This window comes from Streptomonospora halophila (assembly GCF_039542725.1).
Lineage (GTDB): Bacteria > Actinomycetota > Actinomycetes > Streptosporangiales > Streptosporangiaceae > Streptomonospora > Streptomonospora halophila.
Map to the genome: position 1 here is coordinate 109,309 of NZ_BAABIK010000002.1, position 17,739 is coordinate 127,047.

The window sequence follows — 17,739 nt, forward strand, 5'->3', positions numbered from 1 at the left end:
TTCGTGTTTGGGTGGTGTCGGCGCACCGGGCCGGGTCCAGCGGTCCGGTGCGCCCCTCATGCGTCGGGCAGGTCGAAGATCGGCACGATCCCCGCCGCACGTCTGGCGGCCTCGCGGGTGGCCCGCGCGGTCTCGGCGTGGTGGCCCCGGTCGTAGTGCAGGTGGCAGCCGTTGCACATGGCGGCCAGGTTGGCGGGGTCGCAGTTCTCGGGCGTGTGGTCCAGGTGGGCGACGGTCAGCACCACACGGGAGCCGGTGCCGTAGGCCGACTCGCCGTGGCGGTTGGGGCAGCGGCCCTCATGGGTTCCGCGCCCGCACTCCCCCGCGCACTCGCAGCGGCTTTCGGCGCGGTCGAAGCGGATGGCCGCGGAGATGGCGGGCCAGTCCTTCGGGTACCGGGTCCGGTTCTCCGGGCGGATCGGCATCACGACTCGCCTCCCCGGTGCCGCTCCAACCTGCTGGCGGCCTTCTCCCTGATCGCCTGATCGACGTCGACCCCGTACAGGGCGGCGATGCGGTGCAGCAGAATCCCGACGTCACCCACCTCCTCGGCGAGGTTGGTGCGGTCGCCGGTGCGGGTGGCCTTCGCCAGCTCCCCGACCTCCTCGCACAGGTGCGCCACGCACTCCCGCGGCGACTGGCCGTCGATGCCCATCTGCTTGAACAGGTCCGCGACCACGTCGGCTGCGGGCTGCCCCTCCGGGGCGGACTTCCGGGCAGTGGTCGGCGGGAGCGGGCGCCGCTTGCCGGGCATGACCTCCGGCACGCCCGCGTCCGGGGCGGCGAGCAGGTCGTCGATGGCGTAGGCGCCCCACCCGAGAGCGGGTTCGAGCTTTCGGTAGGTGCGGTGGGCGACGGCGTAGCCGCGGCGGATCCTCGACAGGGTCTCCACGGAGATCCGCGCGGCGTCGGCGATCTCTTTGTACTCCCAGCCCATCTCGTCGATGCGGCGTTCGATGGCGCGGCCCGCGCGCTCGCGGTCGGGGGTGGTTCTCATCGTGCGGCTCCTTCCTTGCGGCGGACAGCGGCGGTCAGGCAGGCGGGATGGCGGACACGGCCCGCACCCACCGGGCGGGAACACTCGCGGCACGACAGGCTGCGGCGCTTGGACTCCAGCGCGGCCGGCGGGGGCGGGAGCACCAGCAAGGCGGGCAACGGCAGGCGGGTCACCGGGCGGTCCCGTCGCCATCCGCCAGCGACCGGCGGATCCGCTCGGCGTAAGCCCGCGCCTGCTCCGGTGTGGCCGGCGCCGCGCTCCCCGACCGCCACTCCTCGACGTCCACACGGGCCTGCGACGGGCGGAACCCGTGGCCCCGCAGTACGTGCAGGATGTCCGCGGCCGTCACCTCGGGGTCCGCGCCGTCGGGTGCGTTGCGCAGCACCTGCACCACCAGCGCCCGGTACGGCGCCTCAGCGTCCTGCATCCCCCACCCCCTGATCCGGGCAGGGCGGCGGCAGCAGTTCCCGCCAGTGCGCCGACGGCCCGTCCGGGTACTCCCGCGGCGGCGGGGGCGTCGGCCGCAACCGCTCCGCCTCCAGCAACGCCACCAGCTCAGCGGTCATCGGACTCATGACCGGCCTCCTTTCGGTGAGCACGTCGGGCACGCCACCCGGTCGAACCCGTCACCGGACTCGGTCAGCACCGCGAGCGTGCGGGACTGCTGGTGGCACCGGCCGCACCACGGCGGCGCGCCGGGCGGGTCCAACTGCTCCTCACCGAACCGCGGCTCCGGAGCCTCGGCCGCGCGCGGCGGGGCGGCCTGAGCTCGGGCGGCCACGTACTCGTCGGTGGGCGCCGACGGCGCGCGGGGCGCCGCAACGATCGCGGGGCCCACCCGCTTGCCGTCGGCCAGGGTGGACAGCATCTGCTTGAGCTGGGCGCTGTAGTCGCGCGCGTCCGGGTCGGCGGGCGGCAGCGCAAGGTCGGCGTTGGCCAGTCGGTCCTTGCGGATCCGCTTGACCTCGGACCGGATCTCGGCCGGCGACACGAACGGCTTGGCCTTCGCCGCGGCGACCAGCGCCTCCCGGCAGTCGTCGAAGGCGAGGTCGCCGAGCAGGTCGTGCCAGGCGTCGGGGGTGTACTCGTCGAAGTGCTGCTGGGGGCAGCACGCCCGCGCCAGGCGGGCCAGCGTGGTCGTCTCGGAAGGGGTCACTGGGCGTCTCCAATCCCCATCTGGGCTTCGCGCTCGCGGGCGCGGGCCATGGCTCGGTCGAACAGGTCGTCGGACTGCTGCTGGCGGGAGGCGAAGGGCACGACGTTGGAGGGTTTGCGCTGGGCTTGGAGCCGCAAGGTGTCGTACTGCTTGCGGAGCTTGGGCATCGACTGGATGTTGGCCATCCAGAAGTCGTCGTTCTGGCACCAGTCGATGGCGGCGTGAACCTGCTCCTCGGTGCGGCCGTCGGCGTCGAGGAGGAGCCGGGCGGCGTTGAGCCAGTCGTTGGTGATGGTCGGCTTCTTGGAGCCGTTGGCGACGATGCGTTCCTGGAGGTGCTCGCACAGGCGCTGGGCGTCGTCGCGTCCCCGATTCTTCGGGGACAGGTCCTCGCCGTCGGCGGCGGAAGCCGGGTCGGTGCCGGATCCGGAACACGACTGTTCCCCTGTTCCCCTGTTCCCCTGTTCCCCTGTTCCAGGGCCGGAGGTTTGCGGAGCTTCCGCCGCACCGTGGCGGAGATTGTCGGAAGTTCCGCCACTTCCCAGCTCAAGGGCGGTTTGGGGTCCGGGGTCGGGGGCGTTTGCCCCCTCAGAAGGGGGGTGGGCCTCCCCGTTGGCCGAAGGGGCGTGTGCGGGGGTCTGCGGAGGGCTTCCGCGACCTTCCGCCGCACCGCTCTGAACTTCCGCCGCACTCTGTCGGAACATGTCGGAAGTTCCGCCACTCCCCCGGTCAGGCGGCATGAAGTCCCACGGCTCCCCCTCCTCGGGGGCGGGAAACCGCGACTGGGCGGTGCGCTCGTTGCGCTGGTGCCTCTTCCACGACGGGATCGCGTAGTAGGGGCGGCCGCCGACCTTGTAGAAGACCACGCCGAACTGGTCGCGGACCTCGGCCAGCGCCTGCCGGAACCCGCCCATCGTGGCCACGGGCGCCTCTTCGTCCAGCGGGAACGCGAACGACTGGAGCTCGCGGAGCTGGCAGGTTCCGCGGCCGGCGTCGTCGGCCCAGTTCCACATGGCGATGAAGAGCAGCCGGGCCCAGGGGCTGATCGTTTCGATGCCGGGCGAGCTCCAGAACTCCGGCTTGATTGTCCTGATTCGGGCCATGTCGCGCCCCCGCGTTCTTACTCGTAATCGGTCGGGATGGAATGTGAGGGGAAGGGGGCCGCGGCGGGGCAGGGCCGCGGCCAGGTTGGGCCCGGCCTACTTGGGCTCGGGGAAGTTGTCGGTGGTCCAACCGCCCTTGGGCGCCTGCAGCTTGGTGAGGTGGCGCCCATCGCGGAACGCGTTCCAGGCCAGGAGGATGTAGCGCACCTGGTCGTCCAGGCCCATGCGCTGGCCGTTGGCGCGGGCGAAGCTCAGCCGCCGCAGCAGCGTGTGCGCGGGGTCGCCCGAGTGGAGCCCGGTGCCCTCCAGGAGCTGGTGGCCGAAGAACAGTTCGGCCCACTCCACGTCGCGCCGGGCGGCCAGGAAGTAGGTGGCGCCGAACGCGCTGGGCATGGCGGGCACGTACTTCTGGCCTTTGGACGCCAGTTCCGCGGCGCGGCGCACCTGCGGGTGGGCGCGCAGGAAGTCCCGCATCTCCGCCTGGGTGGGCGAGGCGGTGGAGAAGCTGCGCGCCCCGAGGTCGTAGGCGGTGACGATCCGCAGGATCGCCGCGAGCAGGGTGGAGTGGACTTCCTCGGAGATCTGGAGCTGGTCGGACATGCGCCTGGGCCGACCGATGTCCATGGTGTCCTGCGTGGCTTCGGGCAGGTTGGTGATGATGAGCATCCGCTGGGTGGTGCCCGACATCTTGATGGCGGTGAGCCGGTGCTGGCCGTCGAGCAGGCGTCCTTTGGCGTCGAACCGGATGGGGTCGCCGTTGAACTGCCAGTTGCCGTTGCGCATGTCGCGGGCGTACTGGGCGGCCTTGGCGCCGTTGAGGTTGCGGTTGCGTTCGTTGTTGGCGAGCCAGCGGATGGCGGTCTCGGGGGTGACGTCGACGATGTCGTGGGCGGGTTCGGCGGCGTTACCCTGGAACGGAAGGATGGTCACTGGTTCTCCTTGAAGGTGTTGAGCAGGCGCTGGAGGGGTTCCAGCGCGGTTTCGAGGCGGCGGCTCCACACCGCCGCCTCTTCGCTTCTCTGAGCCATGTGGTCGGAGGTGATCCGGCCGGCGAGGGAAGCGGCGTCTTCGGTTTTTGTGAGTAGCGCGGAGACGGTGCCGACGACGTCGGTGCGCGGCGCCCGCGGCTTGGTGACCTGCTTCTCGATGGCGGCTGCGGCGCTGTCGGCAGCGTCCTGGCGATCGGGCAGGGGTGCGGGGGCGTCTGCCGAGGGCTCCCAGAACTCGCCCATGTCGAAGCGGGCAGAGTTGTCGGTCGGCTCGTAGCCTCGAGCGCTGTAGGAGCGGCCATCTGTGCCGGTGGTTGTGTCAGGTGTACCAATCTGGGACAGATCGCCCGTGACGGTCGTCTTACTGCTGCCGGTGGCCGAGGCAATCGCCCGGATGCTGAGGCCGGCGTCGCGTAGTGACCCGACGACTTCTTGCCGCTCTTCGCGGGGCAGCTTCAGCCGGGCGGCGCCGAACTCCTCGGCGCAGTAGGCGTCCCAGGAGTCGTAGCCGAGGGCGGCCCACGCGCGGGTGGTGTAGGCCTCGGTGATGAGCGCCCAGGTGGCGTCCACGGCGATCTTGATGCGGTCGGTCAGCTCGCGGGCGCGGGCGGGGCTGACGGCGATCTCAGTCACGTGGTCTCCTTTCGTTGCGGTTGGGGCCGCGGTCTCAGGCGTTGGCGTGTTCGGTCTGTAGGAGCGCGCTGGCGAGTCCGTGGGCGCGCTGCACCTCCAGCGGGTGTTCGCAGGCGCCCCAGTCGTGGGGGTCGTCCATGGCTGCGGCGTCGTCGGCGCAGTACAGGAGCCAGTCGACGAGGTGGTGGGTGACGGCGGGCCCCCATAGGGCGAGGTAGTCGGCGGCGTCTTCGCCGACGGCCTGGGCTACGGGGGTTCCGTGGTGGGTGATGTGGGTCTGGTGGTCGCCGCCGGGCGGGTAGGCGACGCCGAAGCCGGCGCGGTGTCCGTCTGCGACGGGCGTGAGTGTGGCGAGGCCGAGGCTGCCGGTGCGGATGCTGATGAGCCCGGCGGCGTTACGGAGGTCCGCGGCGACGGTGCTCATCCGTCGTCGTCCTCGGTGAAGCCGCGGCGGCGTTCGGCGCGGAACCGGTCGTGTGCGTCGGCGTCGGCGCGGAGTTCGTCTACGGCGCCGTCCTCGGGGAAGACGGGCTCGTCGTAGTCGTCGTGGTCGGGGTGGGTGCTCATGCGTCGGCCTCCTGGGTGCGGATCCGGTTCGCGGTCTCGCCCGCGGCGGCGACCTGTTCGGAGTCGAGTCCGTACTCGTGCGCCCACTGGGCGGGGTCGAGCTGGACGGTCTGTCCGTCGGCGAGCCCGGCGGCGATCTCGCGGGCGACCTCGTCGGCGACCTCGGGGGCGTGCTGGGTCAGGGCGCGCAGCAGGCGGGCGGCGACGTAGGAGGAGCAGGCGATGCGGGTGTGCGTCATGAACTGGCCGTCGACGGCGCCGATGTGGGCTTGCTGGGCGCCGGTGGACCAGAGGGTCTGTGCGGTGAAGGCTTTGGCGAGTTGGTGGGCGATATCGGGGGTGTTCTGGTCGGGCCAGGGTGCGTAGTCGGTGATGCGCGGCATGGTGTCCTCCTGGGTGTGTGGTGGCCGGGCGGTGGCGGGCCCGCCCGGCGCGGGTGTGGGTCAGGCGGGGATAGTGCGGCCGTGCCGGTTGAGCCAGTCGACGCGGGACAGTCGCCACTCCTCGCCGAACTCGACGTTCGGGTCGGCGTTGGACACGGCGTCGAGGTGCGGGCTGATGCGGTTCTGGGTCATCACGAGCAGGTCGGCGGCCTTGCTGGTGGCTTCGTCGCGGTTTTCGGCTTCGACGGTGATGTGGGCGACGAGTTCGGTTTCGTAGGCGACGTGGTAGCGGGCCATGGACTACTCCTTCGCGGTCGGTGGTTCTGCGTGCCCGCCCCGCCTTGCAGCGGGGCGCCGGCTCGATCCGGGCGGGCTGTCAGGCGGTCGTGTTCCATCCGCTGTGGTCGTGGTCGAGGTGCATGCGGGCCACGTGGGCGGCGGCGTCCTCGGTGGCCCCGGCGTTGCGCATCTTGTGGGGGCAGGCGGTGCAGGTGACGCCCCATGAGCGGGTGATGTGGGAGTAGGCGATCTCGATGTAGTCGGGCAGGTCGGTGGCCATCAGCTCTCCTCGGTGCGTCGGTCCTGGTATCGGCGTGTGCACGCGGCCCTGTGCGCGGGCCAGTCAAGGCCGGCGGCTTCGTCCAGCGCGTGCAGGGCGGTGCCCCACGGCCCGCCAGTGACGATGTCGGCGCGGGTCGGGGTGGCCTGGGCGAGGGCGTCGGCCGCCGCTGCGGGGTCGGTGTGGCTGTTGGCGGCGGCGGTGATGGCGTCCCACTGGTGGGTGTGGCCGTGGACGCGCTGGTATGCGGCGCGGGCGCGGGTGATGACCTCGGCGGGGGTCACTGGGTCTCCTCGGTGGTGGGGGTGGCGTCGGGCAGGGCGCGGATGCGGTTGGCGCCTTCGGCAACCAGCTCGCGCAGCCACCACGGGCTTTCGCGGTGCGCGCGCGCTTCGACGGCGGCGGCGCACCGTTCGCGCTCCTCGCGGCGGGCGGTCTCCAGCTCGCGGTTCAGCTCGGTGATGTGGTCGCTCGCCTGCTTGCGCAGTTCGCGCAGCTCCAGGATTTGCGTCAGAGCCCGCTGGGCGCCGTACTCGGCGTCGGTCAGCTCGGCGGTCAGTCGCCGCACCTCCGCCGTGAGCACGTCGATGTCGGACAGGGAGCGGCTGATCACCATGTCGCTGTCGGCGTCGGGGCGGGCGGGGACGCGCATCTCCCAGCGGCCGCCGTTGCACAGGCGGGCGACCTCCTTGGAGGCGGCCTGTTTGCGGGCGGCGATGGCGTCGAGGTCGGGGCGGGCGGCGCCCTGCCCGGTCAGGTGCGGCAGCAGCACGCCCACCACCGCCTGGGTGCAGGCGTCGGGCACGGACCACTCACGGCTGCCGCCCTGCCCGAGGTCGGGGTCGCCGAGGGCGTTCCAGCCCTCCTGCGGTTCGTGGTCGACCACGGCGCGGGCGGCCTCGCGGGCGACGTCGATGGCGTCGGCCACAGACACGGGGATCGGACGGTCGGTGTCGGTCATACGGGCTCCTCAAAAGGTGGTCAGGCGTACCAGCGGGTGAAATCCAGGTCGCGAGCGTGCAGCGCCTCAGCGGCCAGCTCGGCCGCGTTCGGGGCGCCCTGGGCAACCGCCCGCAGCACCTCGATGTACAGCGCGTCCTCGTCGCAGTGGGCGGCCTCGTTGTCGCCGACACGCTTGGCGTGTTCAGCGACTCCGGCGACGCGGCGGCGGACCTCGTCTACGTCCATGTGCTCCTCCAGGTGTGTCGGGTGCTCCCGCCACCGCCCCGCGGGCGGCAGCGGCAACAACCGGGTCAGGCGACGGGCGGGTGGTCGGGTAGGTTCTCCGCCCGGTTGCTGATGTGCGGCACCCCGGCCTCGGCCTCCAGTTCGGCGAGCCAGCCGGGGGCGTGGACCGGAGCCCACTCGTCGATGTCCACCACCGGGAACCCGAGGGCGGCGAAGTGGGCCTCGATTGCGGCGAGGTCGGGCTCAGGGTTGTCGGTCATCGGACCCTCCTGTGGTTTGCTGGGGCGGGGCCGCCCCTCCTACCGCTGGGGGCGGCCCCTGTGCGTATGCGGGTCAGGCCGGCAGGCGCTCAGCCGCGGCGCGCAGCCGGTAGGCGTAGGCGTCCAGGCGCGCCGCTGCGGCCAGGTAGACGGCGTCGTGGGGGTGCTCGGAGCGGTTCTCCTGTGCGTCGGCCTCGAACTCCTGCGCCTTGGCGATCAGCTGCTCGGGGGCGGGGTCCTCGCCGAGGGTGTCGAGGTGCTGGTTGATGACGTGCTGCACCCCGGCCTCCTCCAGCAGGGCCCCGGCGGAGTCCGCGTTGGCGGCGGTTTCCTTGCGCTGGAGGAGGTTGGTGTAGTCGGTGCGGCCCTGGGTGGCGATGTCGGTGATGGTCACGGTGTTCTCCGTTCTGTCGGGTGGACCGTCCTGGTCCCCTGGCCGCCCCCGAAGGGGCGGCGTAGGCACCGGGCGGGCTAGACCTTGTGTTTGGCGAGAGCGGGGGTGATGCCCTCCGTCGCGAACATCCGGCAGGCCTCCAGGGACCGGAACTCCCAACCCGCCGCGACCTTGCCTTTGATGAGGATTTGCCAGCCGCGCTTGGTGCGGCGGGCGGAATGGATCTCGGTGAGGTCGACGACGCGGCCGATGCGGTCGCGGCGGTTGTTGGAGGCGGCGAGCTGCTCGGCGTCGCGCTTGGGCAGGGTGTTGGTGACGGTGTTCTTCTCGGTGTCGCGGACCCGGTACTTGCCGGAGCGGGTGCGTTCGACGATGTGGCGGCGGGTCATCGGCGGGGGTCCTCTTCGATCAGGGGGCGGGGGCCGATGGCGGGGATGTCGATCAGCCATCCGTTGTTGCTGCGGGGGCTGTCGGCGAGGAACAGTCCGTAGCTGCGGGGTTCGGTGGCGCTGGCCGTGACGCGGCCGACGTAGCCCGTGACGGTGCCGAGGTGGTCGGTGACGGTGACGCGGTCGCCGATGCGGATGGGCTGGCCGTTGTGGTGGTCGAGGCGGGTCGGGACTCCGGTCATCGGGGCCTCCTGTGGTGCGGTGGCTGATGGCCCCACTCTATGCCACATCCAATGTGGCCACAAGTCATGTTGCCATATTGAGTGTTGCCACCTTAGAATTGGCCACATGTTGCTATGCGAAACTGTCGCCATGACCGACAGCGACCTCACAGAGATCCGCGAGGCCAACGCCCGCATCGAGAAGGCCAAGCAGGCCGAGCGCGACGCCCGCCTCGACCTCGGCCGCGCTATCGCCCGCGTCCGCGAGCGCGGCGTCAAGCAGTCCGCCATCGCCAAGGAACTCGACATCACCCGCGAGCAGGTGCGGCGCCTCGAAGACACGGCGCGCAAGGTCGACGAGGGGCAGGCATGAGCAAGCGGACCGCGCTCTACCGAGCCTTCGCCGCCGACGGAGCACTCCTGTACGTCGGCATCAGCACCAACCCACGGCACCGCTGGAACGAACACGCCCTGGAGAAGAACTGGTGGCGGCGAGAAGTACACCGGACGGAGGTGGTGTGGTTCGAGACTCGGCTTGAAGCCGCTACCGCTGAGGCGAGGGCGGTCCGAGCCGAACGCCCGGCACGGAATCGCGCACTTCCCGCCGAAGACGGCTCCTCGCGCTACCAACTCATCACCCCCAAGCCGAAGGCGCCGGATTCGCGGAAAGGCCCCGTGACCACGCGCCGACGCCGCTCCGCCGGAGAGCGGAAGCTCCGCACCAGTGACGACCTGTGGGAACGCTTCGCCGCCGCCGTCGAACGCAGCCCCGACCCCGAAGCCGACATGTCCAAGGTGCTGCGCTCGTTCGTGCGCTGGTACGTCGGCGAGCCCGGCGCAGAGCTGCCACGGCGCCCCGAGAGCTGAGCCCGCCCCGCTTCTCCCCCGGCGCGCGCGCCGGGCGTTTCGTGTGCCCGCCATCAGGTGGCCTCCAGTGGCAGCACGTCTTGGGCCAACCGGCGGGCGGCGGCCTCCGCGTAAGGCTCGTGGGCCTCCACCCCGATGGCGCGCCTCCCCGTCTCGCGGGCGGCGACCAGCGTGGACCCGCTGCCGGCGAACGGGTCGAGCACCAGACCGCCCTCGGGGCAGGCGTAGGAGGCCAGAAGCGATACGAGGCCGGTGGGTTTCTGGGTCGGGTGGAGCGAATGGCCGTGCAGGTTGCGGCCCTTGATGACCGATCGGGTCAGGCGGGTGCCGTCGCGGACATGGTTGTGCGCGCCGATCTTTCCGGTGTGCGCGATGCCGGCGCGGACGTCGCTGCGGCGGTACTTGTCGCTGGGCTCGTCGACGCGTTCCCGCGGGGTGTCGTGGTGGATGCCTGACCAGGCGCCGCGGTACCTGTGGGTCACCTGCTCGTGGACGCGTTTGAAGCGGTCGGACGCGAACCCGCTGCCGTTGTGCTTCTCCCAGATCACGTCTTGGGAGAGCTTCCACCCGGCCGCCGCGAACTCCTGACTGCGTGCGAGGAACATGCGCATGGACCCGAAGCACCACAGCGAGCTGGTGTGCGCGGCTACGGTGTCGAGCCACCCGTCGGGCCACGTGTCCCAGTCCAGGCTGGTCTCGCCGCCGTAGGGCGGGTCGGCCACGGCGCAGTCCGCGGTGATGCCGAGCGCGGGCAGCACCTCGCGGGCGTCGCCCAGGTAGAGCTGGACGGTTTCGTCGGAGTAGTAGGGGTCCACAGCAGCCTCCTGCGCCCGGGGCGGTCGGCCCCGGGCGGGTCGTCGGGTCAGGCGTCCTCGGGCGCGGGCTCGAAGGTGTCGGCGAACGGGTCCGGCTTGACCGGGTAGAACTCGCCGCGCGTACCCTTCACCACCCAGTCGCCGACCGAGGCGGTCATGGTGCCTTCGAGGGTGCGAATACGGATGCCCTCGTGCAGGCCGCGGCCGGGGCCGGGCAGGGTCGCCTCTTCGGCCTTGGCCTCGCGCCCCAGGAAGGCTTCGACCTCGGCGAGGTTGTCGCCGGTGTAGCGGACGGCGTCCACGGTCACGGGCTTCTTGCGGTACTTCACGTGTCCTCCTGTGGGGTTATGGCCCGCGCCAGGTCGGCGCGGGCTGTAGCGGGGGCAGGCTTGGCGGCTGTCGAGGTCGGCGACCCATGCGGCGATCACGGCGGCGGCCTGGACCAGCTCGGCGCGGAGCTTCGCGGCGTCGTCCTCGACGAGCGCCTCGTAGACCTCTTCGAGGAGGATCGGCGCCCACTCCGTCGCGCCGTCCCTGGCGGCCTGCTCGCAGACGTCCTTCCAGTTCTGCGCTGTCGCTCCGAAGCAGCGCCACCCGGTCCCGTCGGGGTGGTGCTGCTCGCCCCATTTGGCGAGCTGGCGCTGCCGCTCGGCGTCGACGGCCTCGGCGAAATCGCGGACGCCGGGGGTGGCAAACAGCGTCGGGTAGGGCATGTGTCCTCCTGTGGTTGTGTGGGGGTGCGCCCCGCCGGCCAAGACCCGGCGGGGCGTCGTCATGCGGCGGCCCGGTGGATGCGGCGGTGGTGCGCGGTCAGCGCGGAGGTGACATAGCCCCGGGTGACGCCCAACCGCTCCGCGATCGCGTGCTTGGGATAACCCAGGGCCACCAGCTCGGCGGCGTCCTCACCGATCGCCACGAACCGCGGCACACGCTCGCCCAGGTCCGGGACCGCGTCCGGGTCGTCGATGTCGTCCCACGCCAGCGGCGGCGCCCAGCCCGCAGCGCGGGCGCGCTCACGGATAATCCCGGCGCGCGGTGAAGACGCCGGGCGCATCTCCAGCCGCGTATACGCCACCTCGACAGCCGCCGGAGTGCGGGCCTGCGTCCACCTCTGGCCCGCCCGCAGCTTCGACAGGCCCGACACCGACAGGCCGGACTCGGCCGACACCTCGCAGAGGCCGTGGCCAATCACGGCCAGCGCGCGGAGGCGGCGCACCGACCCGACCGCGGGCACGTACCCGGCGGGCCAGAGCTGGTCGATCTCGAGGATTCGGGCGGCGACCTCGGCGCGGACGCGGCGGCCGGGGTCGCGGCCCAGGTTGCGGACGACGTCCTCGGTAGTGCGGGCGGCGGTCGCGACCGCTTTGATGGACCATCCTGCGGCCTTCAGGGCGGTGATGCGGGCGCGGACGGCGTCGGCGTCGCCCCACGGGCTCCAGGTGCCGTAGGCGATCGCGCGGGACCGGTCGTTCTCGTAGTCGCGGCGGGCCTGGTTGCAGGGGTCGCAGTGGCAGCCGTGGTGTTTGTATCCGGCGTAGGTGCCGTGGGGGATGGTGCTCATGCGGCCCTCCCTGCTTGGGTGCGGCGCATGCGGGAGCGGCGGATGGTGACCCGCTCCTCGGGGGTGGTGGCCCCCCACGTGCCGTGCTTCTCCGGCCGGGCGACGGCGTAGTCGGCGCATTCGGTGCGCACGGGGCACGCCTGGCAGATCTCCTTGGCCTTGGCCTCCCGCTGCTCTCGCTCGGCGGCGCGCTCGCCGTCGCGGCCGAAGAACAGCTCCAAGCTCTCGCCCTGGCATGCGGCGTGCTGTGCCCACCCCCACCGGGATCGGGCGGCCAGGCCGACGGTGCCGGGCTCGTGAGCGCGGTAGCCGGTCATCGTGCCACCGCCTCAGGCAGCACCCGCACGTGCACCACGGCGCCCGGCTCGGACAGCGCGAACTCGTGCTCGCCCGGGTAGACCTTGCGGGCCGACATCTCCACCACCTGCGAGTCGTCAGCGAACACCTTCGCCTCGGACAGGGAGTCGTGGATCGCGCGAACGTGGTGGTCGAGATCGCTGGAGAAGCGCGTCACCGGCCACGTCCGGCGGCGCTTCGGTGCCGAGGACGGCTTGGGCACGGTGATGGTGATGTCGGTCTGCACCGGCACCCCGGCCAGGGTCGCGTGGCGGTGGTGCAGCATCGCCCGCTCGGCGGCGGCCATGATCGCGGCCCGCCACGGCTTCAGCGTCTTCTGGTTGGAGTGGATGGCCGGGCGGCCCTTGCCGAGGAACGACACGCGGCCTTGGCCGGCGGGGGTGCCGTTGGCGGTAATGGACAGGTCCCATCCGGCGAGGACGAGCGGGATCGGGTTGGTCGCGGTCACGGTGTCTCCTTCCTTGCCGCCCGGGTGCGGCGGCAGTTCTCGCGGTTGGCGGCGGTGCAGGGATCGCACCGGCAGCCGTGGTGGGTGTAGCCGCCGGGGGTGCCGTGCGGGATCGGGCGGTCTTCCTGGTCGGGTTGGGTGGCTCGGCGGTAGCGGGCGACGGTGTCGCGGTTGATCCCGAGGTGTTCGGCGATGGCGACGTCGCTGTAGGACTGGGTGGCGAGGGCGGCGACCTGCCAGATGAGCTGGTTTCGCCGGGTGCGGGTGATGCCCACCTGGGGCCTCCTTTCGTGTGCGGCGGGGTTGGCGGGTGTGCGCCGCCCGGGCCCCCGCCAGATCCCGGGCGGCGCATCCAGGGGTGGTCTCAGGCGGGCGCTGTGAGCGCCCAGGCGGTGAGGGACGGCTCGTAGCCGTGCCAACCGGCCAGCGCGGCGTACCGGATGCCGTGTTTGGTTTCGGGCCGGTCGCAGTGGCGGCACGCCCACTCCGACACCCCGGCGGGCGGTGTCGTCGCGTCGGTGGTGGGGCGGATCGCGCCGCGCACCTCGGCCGGCTCGGCCTGCTCCCGCTCGGCTGCGTCGGCGGGGGTGACGATGGCGCGCAGCCGCTCCTCCCCCGGCATCGGGGCGGCCTCGGGGGTGCGCCGCCACTCGCGGGCGGTCAACCGCGGCTGGTGGAGGGGGCTCATGAGGTACTCCCGAGCAGGCGGTCGTACTGCGCCTTCGCCCACCGGGCGTCACCCAGTGCGGTGTGCCGCTCGTACCCGGCCGGCTCGATGTCGAGCATCGTGGAGACGGTCTCCGAGCTGGGCACCATCCCCCGCACCGGATAGTCCGGGCAGTCGAGGATCAGATGGCCCAGCCCGAGCGTGGTGACGTCGATCGTGCGGTAGTGAGCCGTCCACACGTGGCCGTGGCGCCGCATCCACCGCGACAGGAACGCCACGTCGAACGCCGGGTTGACGCCGACGATGACGGCGCCGGCCAAGAGTTCGGCGAGCGCGTGCGCGACCTCGGCGGCATCGACGGGCTGGTGGACCACGTCCGGGTCACCGTGGGTGAGGCGGCCCGCGCCGACCGGGTCGTCGCGGCCGTCACCGAAGGAGTAGAAGCGGTGGTAGAACCGGCTGATCTCCAGTGCCTTGGGGTCGGCGTGGGTCAGGTCGGGGCGGATCATCCAGGCGGCCTCGACGTCGTCCATGAAGGGGCGCTGGAGGATCAGGCCGATCTCCCACACGTCGTGCAGGTCGGGGTCTAGGCCGGTTGTTTCCGTGTCCAGGAATGCCAGGGGTCGGGGGCTCATTGGGTTCCTCCGGCGAGGTCGTCAGGGGTTTGTGCGGCGGCGATCCGCTCAGCGGCGGCGACTTCGGCGGCCAGCGCCGACCGGAAGCTGCGCCAGTACTGCTCGGCGTCGGACGCGAGCGCGTCGACCTCGTCCAGGTCCACCAGGTGGGTGCCGGACAGGTGCCGCACGTGCAGCAGGCGGGCGTCCTGGCCGGCGCGGTGCGCGCGGGTTGCGTGAGCGGCCGCGGAGTCACCGGTGTCCACCACGGTCAGCGGCACCTCGGGTGCGGGGGCCGCCGCCCTTCGCGGGCGGCGGCCAAACCAGCGGGCGATCACCGGGCGCTCCCCGGCTGCGCAACCTCCGGCCACAGGGCGTCGGCCTCGTCGGCGCTGGCCGGCTCGTCCTCGACGATGTGGGCGTCCACGACGCCGTCCTCGTTCGTCTCCGGCGGCTCGGCGGCGGGCTTCGCGCGCTCCACCAACTCCTCGAGGACCGCGTCCGCCTCCTTCTCCGTCAGCAGCCGCGTCACCGGAACCTCACGGCCGGCGACCTCTGCGTACAGCTCGAGGGCGGCGTCCTTGCCCATCCCGAGGTCCTTCAGGCGGCCCGCGATCTCCGAAAGCTGGGCGGAACTGACCATCGGCTCACCCGAGGGCTGCGAATACTCCGCGGCTACCGACTCGGCGATCGTCTGACCCGGGCCTCCGGCCGCCGCGGTCGACTCCTCCTCGCCGACCTCCTCCGGGGTGTAGATGCCGGACAGGTCCTGCGGGAACGCCGCCCGTAGCGCGAGCGCCTCGGCGACCTTGCCGAGCATGTGGACACCCTTGGTCGCCCACATGTGGGTGGGGTCGCCGCCCTTCTTCGTCTGAACGAACTCGGAGTAGTGCGCCACACCCTCGAGCGGCTCGCGGAACCCCTTCTTGTAGACCGCGCAGCGGGCGGCCACCGGCGGACGCTTGGCGTCGAGCCAGACGTTGCGCCACACGCCGTCCTCGCCGCACCACTGGATCGGGGTGCGACCCTCGTAGCGGCCGGTGCGCTCAGCGATCACCCGCAGCCCGTCGATACCGGCCTGGATGGTGAACTTGTGGCCGCCCGACTGGGAGTCCCACCGCGAGATCATGTACAGCTGCTTCGCGAACGGGTCCAGGCCGGTCTTCTGCGCCTGGTGCAGGAACACCAGCTGGTCGCCGCGGGGGGCGTTGGCGATGCCCAGTTGCGCCAGGGCGGCGGTCTGCGGCTCGGTCCACTCGGTCTGGGTGGGGTCCAGGGTCAGTGCGCCCACGGTGGGCACGGCGATTTCACTCATGCGGCTTCCTCGGCGGTCTCGAGGGCGGGCAGGTTCGGGAGCTTCTGGGAGGCGACGACGAACGGGGTTCCGCCGCTACGGGACTGGCGGTTCGCGATCGTCATGCCGCAGTACTCCGCCTTCTTGGCCGACCCCATGCGGTCGGCCAGCACCGAGCGCTCGTAGCGCTCGCGTTCCTCGGCGGCCTTCAGGTCGTTCTTCGCCGAGCAGTAGGCGGCGGCCTCGGCGAAGGTGAGCTGCGCGGTGGTGCCGTCGATGGCCGGGTGCAGCTCGCGAACCGTGTCGTAGGTGTTCTTCGCCCCGTCGAAGTTCGGGGGCTCGTTGAACATCAGCGAGTCGAGGAACAACTCGGCGCGCTGGCGCAGGATCGCGGCGTCGGTCTCGTCGTAGCGGACCGTGTACTGGCGGAACTCCAGGCGCGGCGTGAGAACGGCGACGTGGGCAACCTCCAGCCCGAGCGCGTCGAGATACCACATGATCTGCGTGCGGTAGTAGAGCGGTATCTCGTCGGTGCCGGACTTTCCCCAGGTGTCGGGGTCGTCCTGGCCGTCGGTCTTGACCTCCAGGATCCCGACCGGCTCGCCGCCCTCCAGCACGATGCCGTCGGGGTTGGCGAGCTGGTAGTCCCGCTCGGTGTGGACGTAGGTCCCGCCGGTGGAGATCTCGTAATCGGGGTTCTGGTCACCCCACCAGCGGCGGATGCCGTCTTCGAGGTAGTGGCCGCGGGCCTGCTCCGGCGTGGTGGGCTCCTCCTGCACGCGCCCGGCCTTGAGGTGCCACAGCCGGTACGGGCTGGTCCACGGGGATCGGCCGAGGACGGCGGCCATGTCGGAGCCGCCGAGGCGGCCGGCGCGGGCGGCGTGCCAATCTGCGGAGCCGTCGGGCCAGGTGCCGAGGAGGCGCCCGGTCGGGGTCTGCGTGACGGTCATCGGTCGTCCTCCTCGGTGGTGGGCATCGCCCGGATGTCGTGGCGATCGGCGTCGAACTTGTCGCGCACCCACCCGCCGAAGCACTGCTGGAACCCCAGCTCGCGGAACAGGTCGCCCTCAGCGGCCACGGTGTCGTCGGCCTCGCGCAGCGCCCGGGCGGCAGCGAACGCCGCGCGGGCCAGGGCGTACAGCTCCTTGGTGGCCGCGGACCGGTCGGCGTTGCCCGCCATCCAGTCCCTGAGCAGCTCGTCGGCGGCCATGTGGTGGTAGTCCATGTCGGCGAAGTGGTCGCACATCGGCGTGGGGATCTCGTCGCTCATCGCCCGTGCCTCCCCTCGGACGCGCCGGTGACCGAGTCCACGGCGGCCCGGACGGTGTCCTCGGGCAGGTGCTCGCCCAGGGCCAGGACCACGCGCTGCTCCAGCGCCAGGCAGTCCTCCAGCTCGTGCACACGGCCCCGCAGCGCCCGGGCGGTGTCGCGCATGCGGCGGTCATCGCGGCCGCGCAGCACCCACCCCAGGGCCATGGACCCGATCACGACGGCGACGGTCACGGCGGCGGCGGCGGCCAGGAGTACGGCGGATTCAGCGGTCATCTCCGGACCTCCAGCCCTGGTGGTAGGTGTCCAGGTGGTCCTTCGCGGAGGTGACCTCGAACGCCGCGTCCACCAGGCCGCGGTGCTCCTTGCAGTGGCGACTGCAGTGCCACCAGGGGCCCTCGGTGTCGAGGCCGATCGTCATGTACGTCGGCAGGCCGCCCGCGGCTTCGGGGTCGGCTCCGGAGGGGTGGGCGACCCGGTCCACAAAGTGCGCGGACCGCAGTCCGGCGCGGGGCGCGGGCACCAGGTGCGCGGCATAGGTCCGTAGCAGCGACGCGGCGTCCTGATCGAAGCCGGTCTCCTCCAGCAGCGCGATCACACGCTCCTGCGTCGGGGTCAGGGCGACCCCGGCCTCGGCGAGCAGGTCCGCCAGCGGGTGCGGGCGGGTCGGCGCGGCCATCACCGGCCACCCCCCGCGCGGGTCTCCAGCTCGGCGAAACGCTCCGCGACCCGCTCCCACGCGGCCGACATGGCCATGGCCACCTGGTGCTGGTCCATCGGGTCGCCCTCGCCCAGCTGCACCACGTGGGTGACGTCGCCGGGCTCGTTGCGGATCACGATGATCGGGTAGCCGTCGTCGCCGATCTCGTCGTCGATGTAGGTGTCGGTGTTCGCGGGGATGGTGTGGAGTTTCGTCGCCGTGGTGGCGCCGAGCGGTCCGAGATCGTGGACAATGGACATGCCCTGACTCCTTCTGTGATCGTGGTTAGGGCTTGGCTCTCGTCCGGG

The 17,739-nt window shown here is 71.8% G+C and carries 37 protein-coding genes; 2 read left to right on the top strand and 35 right to left on the bottom strand.

The genetic code is table 11. The annotated features are described in order from the left end of the window. Nucleotides 1-56: 56 nt before the first annotated feature. The 20 genes from ABEA15_RS02590 to ABEA15_RS02685 form a co-directional block, all read right to left on the bottom strand. On the bottom strand, nucleotides 57-425 hold the full coding sequence (locus ABEA15_RS02590) for a hypothetical protein (protein ID WP_345555309.1): 369 nt from the start codon (nucleotides 423-425) through the stop codon (nucleotides 57-59). After that, entirely contained in the window at nucleotides 425-997 is a 573-nt protein-coding gene (locus tag ABEA15_RS02595; protein WP_345555310.1) for a MazG nucleotide pyrophosphohydrolase domain-containing protein, read from the bottom strand. Before ABEA15_RS02595 ends, ABEA15_RS02590 begins: the two co-directional genes overlap by 1 nt. Nucleotides 998-1,166: 169 nt before the next feature. Next, on the bottom strand, nucleotides 1,167-1,424 hold the full coding sequence (locus tag ABEA15_RS02600) for a hypothetical protein (RefSeq protein ID WP_345555311.1): 258 nt from the start codon (nucleotides 1,422-1,424) through the stop codon (nucleotides 1,167-1,169). Next, entirely contained in the window at nucleotides 1,411-1,572 is a 162-nt protein-coding gene (locus ABEA15_RS02605) for a hypothetical protein (protein WP_345555312.1), read from the bottom strand. The genes ABEA15_RS02600 and ABEA15_RS02605 overlap by 14 nt, the downstream gene beginning before the upstream one ends. Then, nucleotides 1,569-2,153, bottom strand: coding sequence for a hypothetical protein (locus ABEA15_RS02610; RefSeq protein ID WP_345555313.1), 585 nt, complete (start codon nucleotides 2,151-2,153; stop codon nucleotides 1,569-1,571). The genes ABEA15_RS02605 and ABEA15_RS02610 overlap by 4 nt, the downstream gene beginning before the upstream one ends. Further along, a complete protein-coding gene (locus ABEA15_RS02615) occupies nucleotides 2,150-3,256 on the bottom strand; it encodes a hypothetical protein (protein WP_345555314.1) in 1,107 nt (368 codons plus the stop codon). Before ABEA15_RS02615 ends, ABEA15_RS02610 begins: the two co-directional genes overlap by 4 nt. A gap of 96 nt (nucleotides 3,257-3,352) precedes the next feature. Beyond that, the gene (locus ABEA15_RS02620) at nucleotides 3,353-4,186 is read right to left on the bottom strand and encodes a hypothetical protein (protein WP_345555315.1); all 834 of its coding nucleotides are present in this window, start codon (nucleotides 4,184-4,186) and stop codon (nucleotides 3,353-3,355) included. Beyond that, a complete protein-coding gene (locus tag ABEA15_RS02625; protein ID WP_345555316.1) occupies nucleotides 4,183-4,878 on the bottom strand; it encodes a hypothetical protein in 696 nt (231 codons plus the stop codon). Before ABEA15_RS02625 ends, ABEA15_RS02620 begins: the two co-directional genes overlap by 4 nt. A gap of 34 nt (nucleotides 4,879-4,912) precedes the next feature. After that, complete coding sequence (locus ABEA15_RS02630; RefSeq protein ID WP_345555317.1) at nucleotides 4,913-5,302, bottom strand: hypothetical protein; 390 nt, start codon at nucleotides 5,300-5,302, stop codon at nucleotides 4,913-4,915. After that, complete coding sequence (locus ABEA15_RS02635; protein WP_345555318.1) at nucleotides 5,299-5,445, bottom strand: hypothetical protein; 147 nt, start codon at nucleotides 5,443-5,445, stop codon at nucleotides 5,299-5,301. The genes ABEA15_RS02630 and ABEA15_RS02635 overlap by 4 nt, the downstream gene beginning before the upstream one ends. Continuing rightward, nucleotides 5,442-5,828: a hypothetical protein gene (locus ABEA15_RS02640; RefSeq protein ID WP_345555319.1), complete on the bottom strand. Its 387-nt coding sequence runs from the start codon at nucleotides 5,826-5,828 to the stop codon at nucleotides 5,442-5,444. The genes ABEA15_RS02635 and ABEA15_RS02640 overlap by 4 nt, the downstream gene beginning before the upstream one ends. Nucleotides 5,829-5,888: 60 nt before the next feature. After that, nucleotides 5,889-6,125 carry a hypothetical protein gene (locus ABEA15_RS02645; protein WP_345555320.1) on the bottom strand — a complete coding sequence of 79 codons (237 nt, stop codon included), beginning with the start codon at nucleotides 6,123-6,125 and terminating at the stop codon, nucleotides 5,889-5,891. 79 nt (nucleotides 6,126-6,204) lie between these two features. Beyond that, nucleotides 6,205-6,387, bottom strand: coding sequence for a hypothetical protein (locus ABEA15_RS02650; RefSeq protein WP_345555321.1), 183 nt, complete (start codon nucleotides 6,385-6,387; stop codon nucleotides 6,205-6,207). Then, the gene (locus ABEA15_RS02655; RefSeq protein ID WP_345555322.1) at nucleotides 6,387-6,671 is read right to left on the bottom strand and encodes a hypothetical protein; all 285 of its coding nucleotides are present in this window, start codon (nucleotides 6,669-6,671) and stop codon (nucleotides 6,387-6,389) included. The genes ABEA15_RS02650 and ABEA15_RS02655 overlap by 1 nt, the downstream gene beginning before the upstream one ends. After that, a complete protein-coding gene (locus ABEA15_RS02660) occupies nucleotides 6,668-7,348 on the bottom strand; it encodes a hypothetical protein (protein ID WP_345555323.1) in 681 nt (226 codons plus the stop codon). The genes ABEA15_RS02655 and ABEA15_RS02660 overlap by 4 nt, the downstream gene beginning before the upstream one ends. 20 nt (nucleotides 7,349-7,368) lie before the next feature. Then, nucleotides 7,369-7,575: a hypothetical protein gene (locus ABEA15_RS02665; RefSeq protein WP_345555324.1), complete on the bottom strand. Its 207-nt coding sequence runs from the start codon at nucleotides 7,573-7,575 to the stop codon at nucleotides 7,369-7,371. Between the two features lie 65 nt (nucleotides 7,576-7,640). After that, a complete protein-coding gene (locus ABEA15_RS02670) occupies nucleotides 7,641-7,835 on the bottom strand; it encodes a hypothetical protein (RefSeq protein WP_345555325.1) in 195 nt (64 codons plus the stop codon). A 73-nt stretch (nucleotides 7,836-7,908) separates the two neighbouring features. Next, entirely contained in the window at nucleotides 7,909-8,229 is a 321-nt protein-coding gene (locus ABEA15_RS02675) for a hypothetical protein (protein WP_345555326.1), read from the bottom strand. A gap of 77 nt (nucleotides 8,230-8,306) precedes the next feature. Beyond that, entirely contained in the window at nucleotides 8,307-8,618 is a 312-nt protein-coding gene (locus ABEA15_RS02680) for a hypothetical protein (RefSeq protein ID WP_345555327.1), read from the bottom strand. After that, nucleotides 8,615-8,860: a hypothetical protein gene (locus tag ABEA15_RS02685; RefSeq protein WP_345555328.1), complete on the bottom strand. Its 246-nt coding sequence runs from the start codon at nucleotides 8,858-8,860 to the stop codon at nucleotides 8,615-8,617. The genes ABEA15_RS02680 and ABEA15_RS02685 overlap by 4 nt, the downstream gene beginning before the upstream one ends. 130 nt (nucleotides 8,861-8,990) lie before the next feature. Between ABEA15_RS02685 and ABEA15_RS02690 the strand changes: the two genes are divergently transcribed. Both ABEA15_RS02690 and ABEA15_RS02695 read left to right on the top strand, forming a co-directional pair. Continuing rightward, on the top strand, nucleotides 8,991-9,212 hold the full coding sequence (locus ABEA15_RS02690; RefSeq protein ID WP_345555329.1) for a hypothetical protein: 222 nt from the start codon (nucleotides 8,991-8,993) through the stop codon (nucleotides 9,210-9,212). Beyond that, nucleotides 9,209-9,706: a GIY-YIG nuclease family protein gene (locus tag ABEA15_RS02695; RefSeq protein WP_345555330.1), complete on the top strand. Its 498-nt coding sequence runs from the start codon at nucleotides 9,209-9,211 to the stop codon at nucleotides 9,704-9,706. The genes ABEA15_RS02690 and ABEA15_RS02695 overlap by 4 nt, the downstream gene beginning before the upstream one ends. A 53-nt stretch (nucleotides 9,707-9,759) precedes the next feature. Here ABEA15_RS02695 and ABEA15_RS02700 read toward each other — a convergent pair whose 3' ends face one another. The 15 genes from ABEA15_RS02700 to ABEA15_RS02770 form a co-directional block, all read right to left on the bottom strand. Further along, a complete protein-coding gene (locus ABEA15_RS02700; RefSeq protein ID WP_345555331.1) occupies nucleotides 9,760-10,521 on the bottom strand; it encodes a DNA-methyltransferase in 762 nt (253 codons plus the stop codon). Nucleotides 10,522-10,568: 47 nt separating this feature from the next. Next, entirely contained in the window at nucleotides 10,569-11,234 is a 666-nt protein-coding gene (locus ABEA15_RS02705) for a hypothetical protein (RefSeq protein WP_345555332.1), read from the bottom strand. Nucleotides 11,235-11,293: 59 nt separating this feature from the next. Beyond that, complete coding sequence (locus ABEA15_RS02710; protein ID WP_345555333.1) at nucleotides 11,294-12,082, bottom strand: hypothetical protein; 789 nt, start codon at nucleotides 12,080-12,082, stop codon at nucleotides 11,294-11,296. Beyond that, entirely contained in the window at nucleotides 12,079-12,399 is a 321-nt protein-coding gene (locus ABEA15_RS02715) for a WhiB family transcriptional regulator (protein ID WP_345555334.1), read from the bottom strand. Before ABEA15_RS02715 ends, ABEA15_RS02710 begins: the two co-directional genes overlap by 4 nt. Next, nucleotides 12,396-12,887: a RusA family crossover junction endodeoxyribonuclease gene (locus ABEA15_RS02720; RefSeq protein ID WP_345555335.1), complete on the bottom strand. Its 492-nt coding sequence runs from the start codon at nucleotides 12,885-12,887 to the stop codon at nucleotides 12,396-12,398. The genes ABEA15_RS02715 and ABEA15_RS02720 overlap by 4 nt, the downstream gene beginning before the upstream one ends. Continuing rightward, complete coding sequence (locus ABEA15_RS02725; RefSeq protein ID WP_345555336.1) at nucleotides 12,884-13,162, bottom strand: hypothetical protein; 279 nt, start codon at nucleotides 13,160-13,162, stop codon at nucleotides 12,884-12,886. The genes ABEA15_RS02720 and ABEA15_RS02725 overlap by 4 nt, the downstream gene beginning before the upstream one ends. A gap of 89 nt (nucleotides 13,163-13,251) precedes the next feature. Continuing rightward, nucleotides 13,252-13,575, bottom strand: coding sequence for a hypothetical protein (locus tag ABEA15_RS02730; protein ID WP_345555337.1), 324 nt, complete (start codon nucleotides 13,573-13,575; stop codon nucleotides 13,252-13,254). After that, entirely contained in the window at nucleotides 13,572-14,189 is a 618-nt protein-coding gene (locus ABEA15_RS02735; protein WP_345555338.1) for a 3'-5' exonuclease, read from the bottom strand. Before ABEA15_RS02735 ends, ABEA15_RS02730 begins: the two co-directional genes overlap by 4 nt. Further along, nucleotides 14,186-14,437, bottom strand: a complete 252-nt coding sequence (locus tag ABEA15_RS02740) for a hypothetical protein (RefSeq protein ID WP_345555339.1) — start codon at nucleotides 14,435-14,437, stop codon at nucleotides 14,186-14,188. Before ABEA15_RS02740 ends, ABEA15_RS02735 begins: the two co-directional genes overlap by 4 nt. A 65-nt stretch (nucleotides 14,438-14,502) precedes the next feature. After that, the gene (gene bet, locus ABEA15_RS02745; protein ID WP_345555340.1) at nucleotides 14,503-15,483 is read right to left on the bottom strand and encodes a phage recombination protein Bet; all 981 of its coding nucleotides are present in this window, start codon (nucleotides 15,481-15,483) and stop codon (nucleotides 14,503-14,505) included. Continuing rightward, on the bottom strand, nucleotides 15,480-16,412 hold the full coding sequence (locus ABEA15_RS02750) for a YqaJ viral recombinase family nuclease (protein WP_345555341.1): 933 nt from the start codon (nucleotides 16,410-16,412) through the stop codon (nucleotides 15,480-15,482). Before ABEA15_RS02750 ends, bet begins: the two co-directional genes overlap by 4 nt. Next, nucleotides 16,409-16,732 (bottom strand): hypothetical protein, encoded by a 324-nt coding sequence (locus ABEA15_RS02755; protein ID WP_345555342.1) that lies wholly within the window; start codon nucleotides 16,730-16,732, stop codon nucleotides 16,409-16,411. The genes ABEA15_RS02750 and ABEA15_RS02755 overlap by 4 nt, the downstream gene beginning before the upstream one ends. Next, nucleotides 16,729-17,007: a hypothetical protein gene (locus ABEA15_RS02760; RefSeq protein ID WP_345555343.1), complete on the bottom strand. Its 279-nt coding sequence runs from the start codon at nucleotides 17,005-17,007 to the stop codon at nucleotides 16,729-16,731. Before ABEA15_RS02760 ends, ABEA15_RS02755 begins: the two co-directional genes overlap by 4 nt. After that, entirely contained in the window at nucleotides 16,997-17,410 is a 414-nt protein-coding gene (locus ABEA15_RS02765; protein ID WP_345555344.1) for a hypothetical protein, read from the bottom strand. Before ABEA15_RS02765 ends, ABEA15_RS02760 begins: the two co-directional genes overlap by 11 nt. Then, the gene (locus tag ABEA15_RS02770) at nucleotides 17,410-17,691 is read right to left on the bottom strand and encodes a hypothetical protein (RefSeq protein WP_345555345.1); all 282 of its coding nucleotides are present in this window, start codon (nucleotides 17,689-17,691) and stop codon (nucleotides 17,410-17,412) included. The genes ABEA15_RS02765 and ABEA15_RS02770 overlap by 1 nt, the downstream gene beginning before the upstream one ends. Nucleotides 17,692-17,739 lie beyond the last annotated feature (48 nt).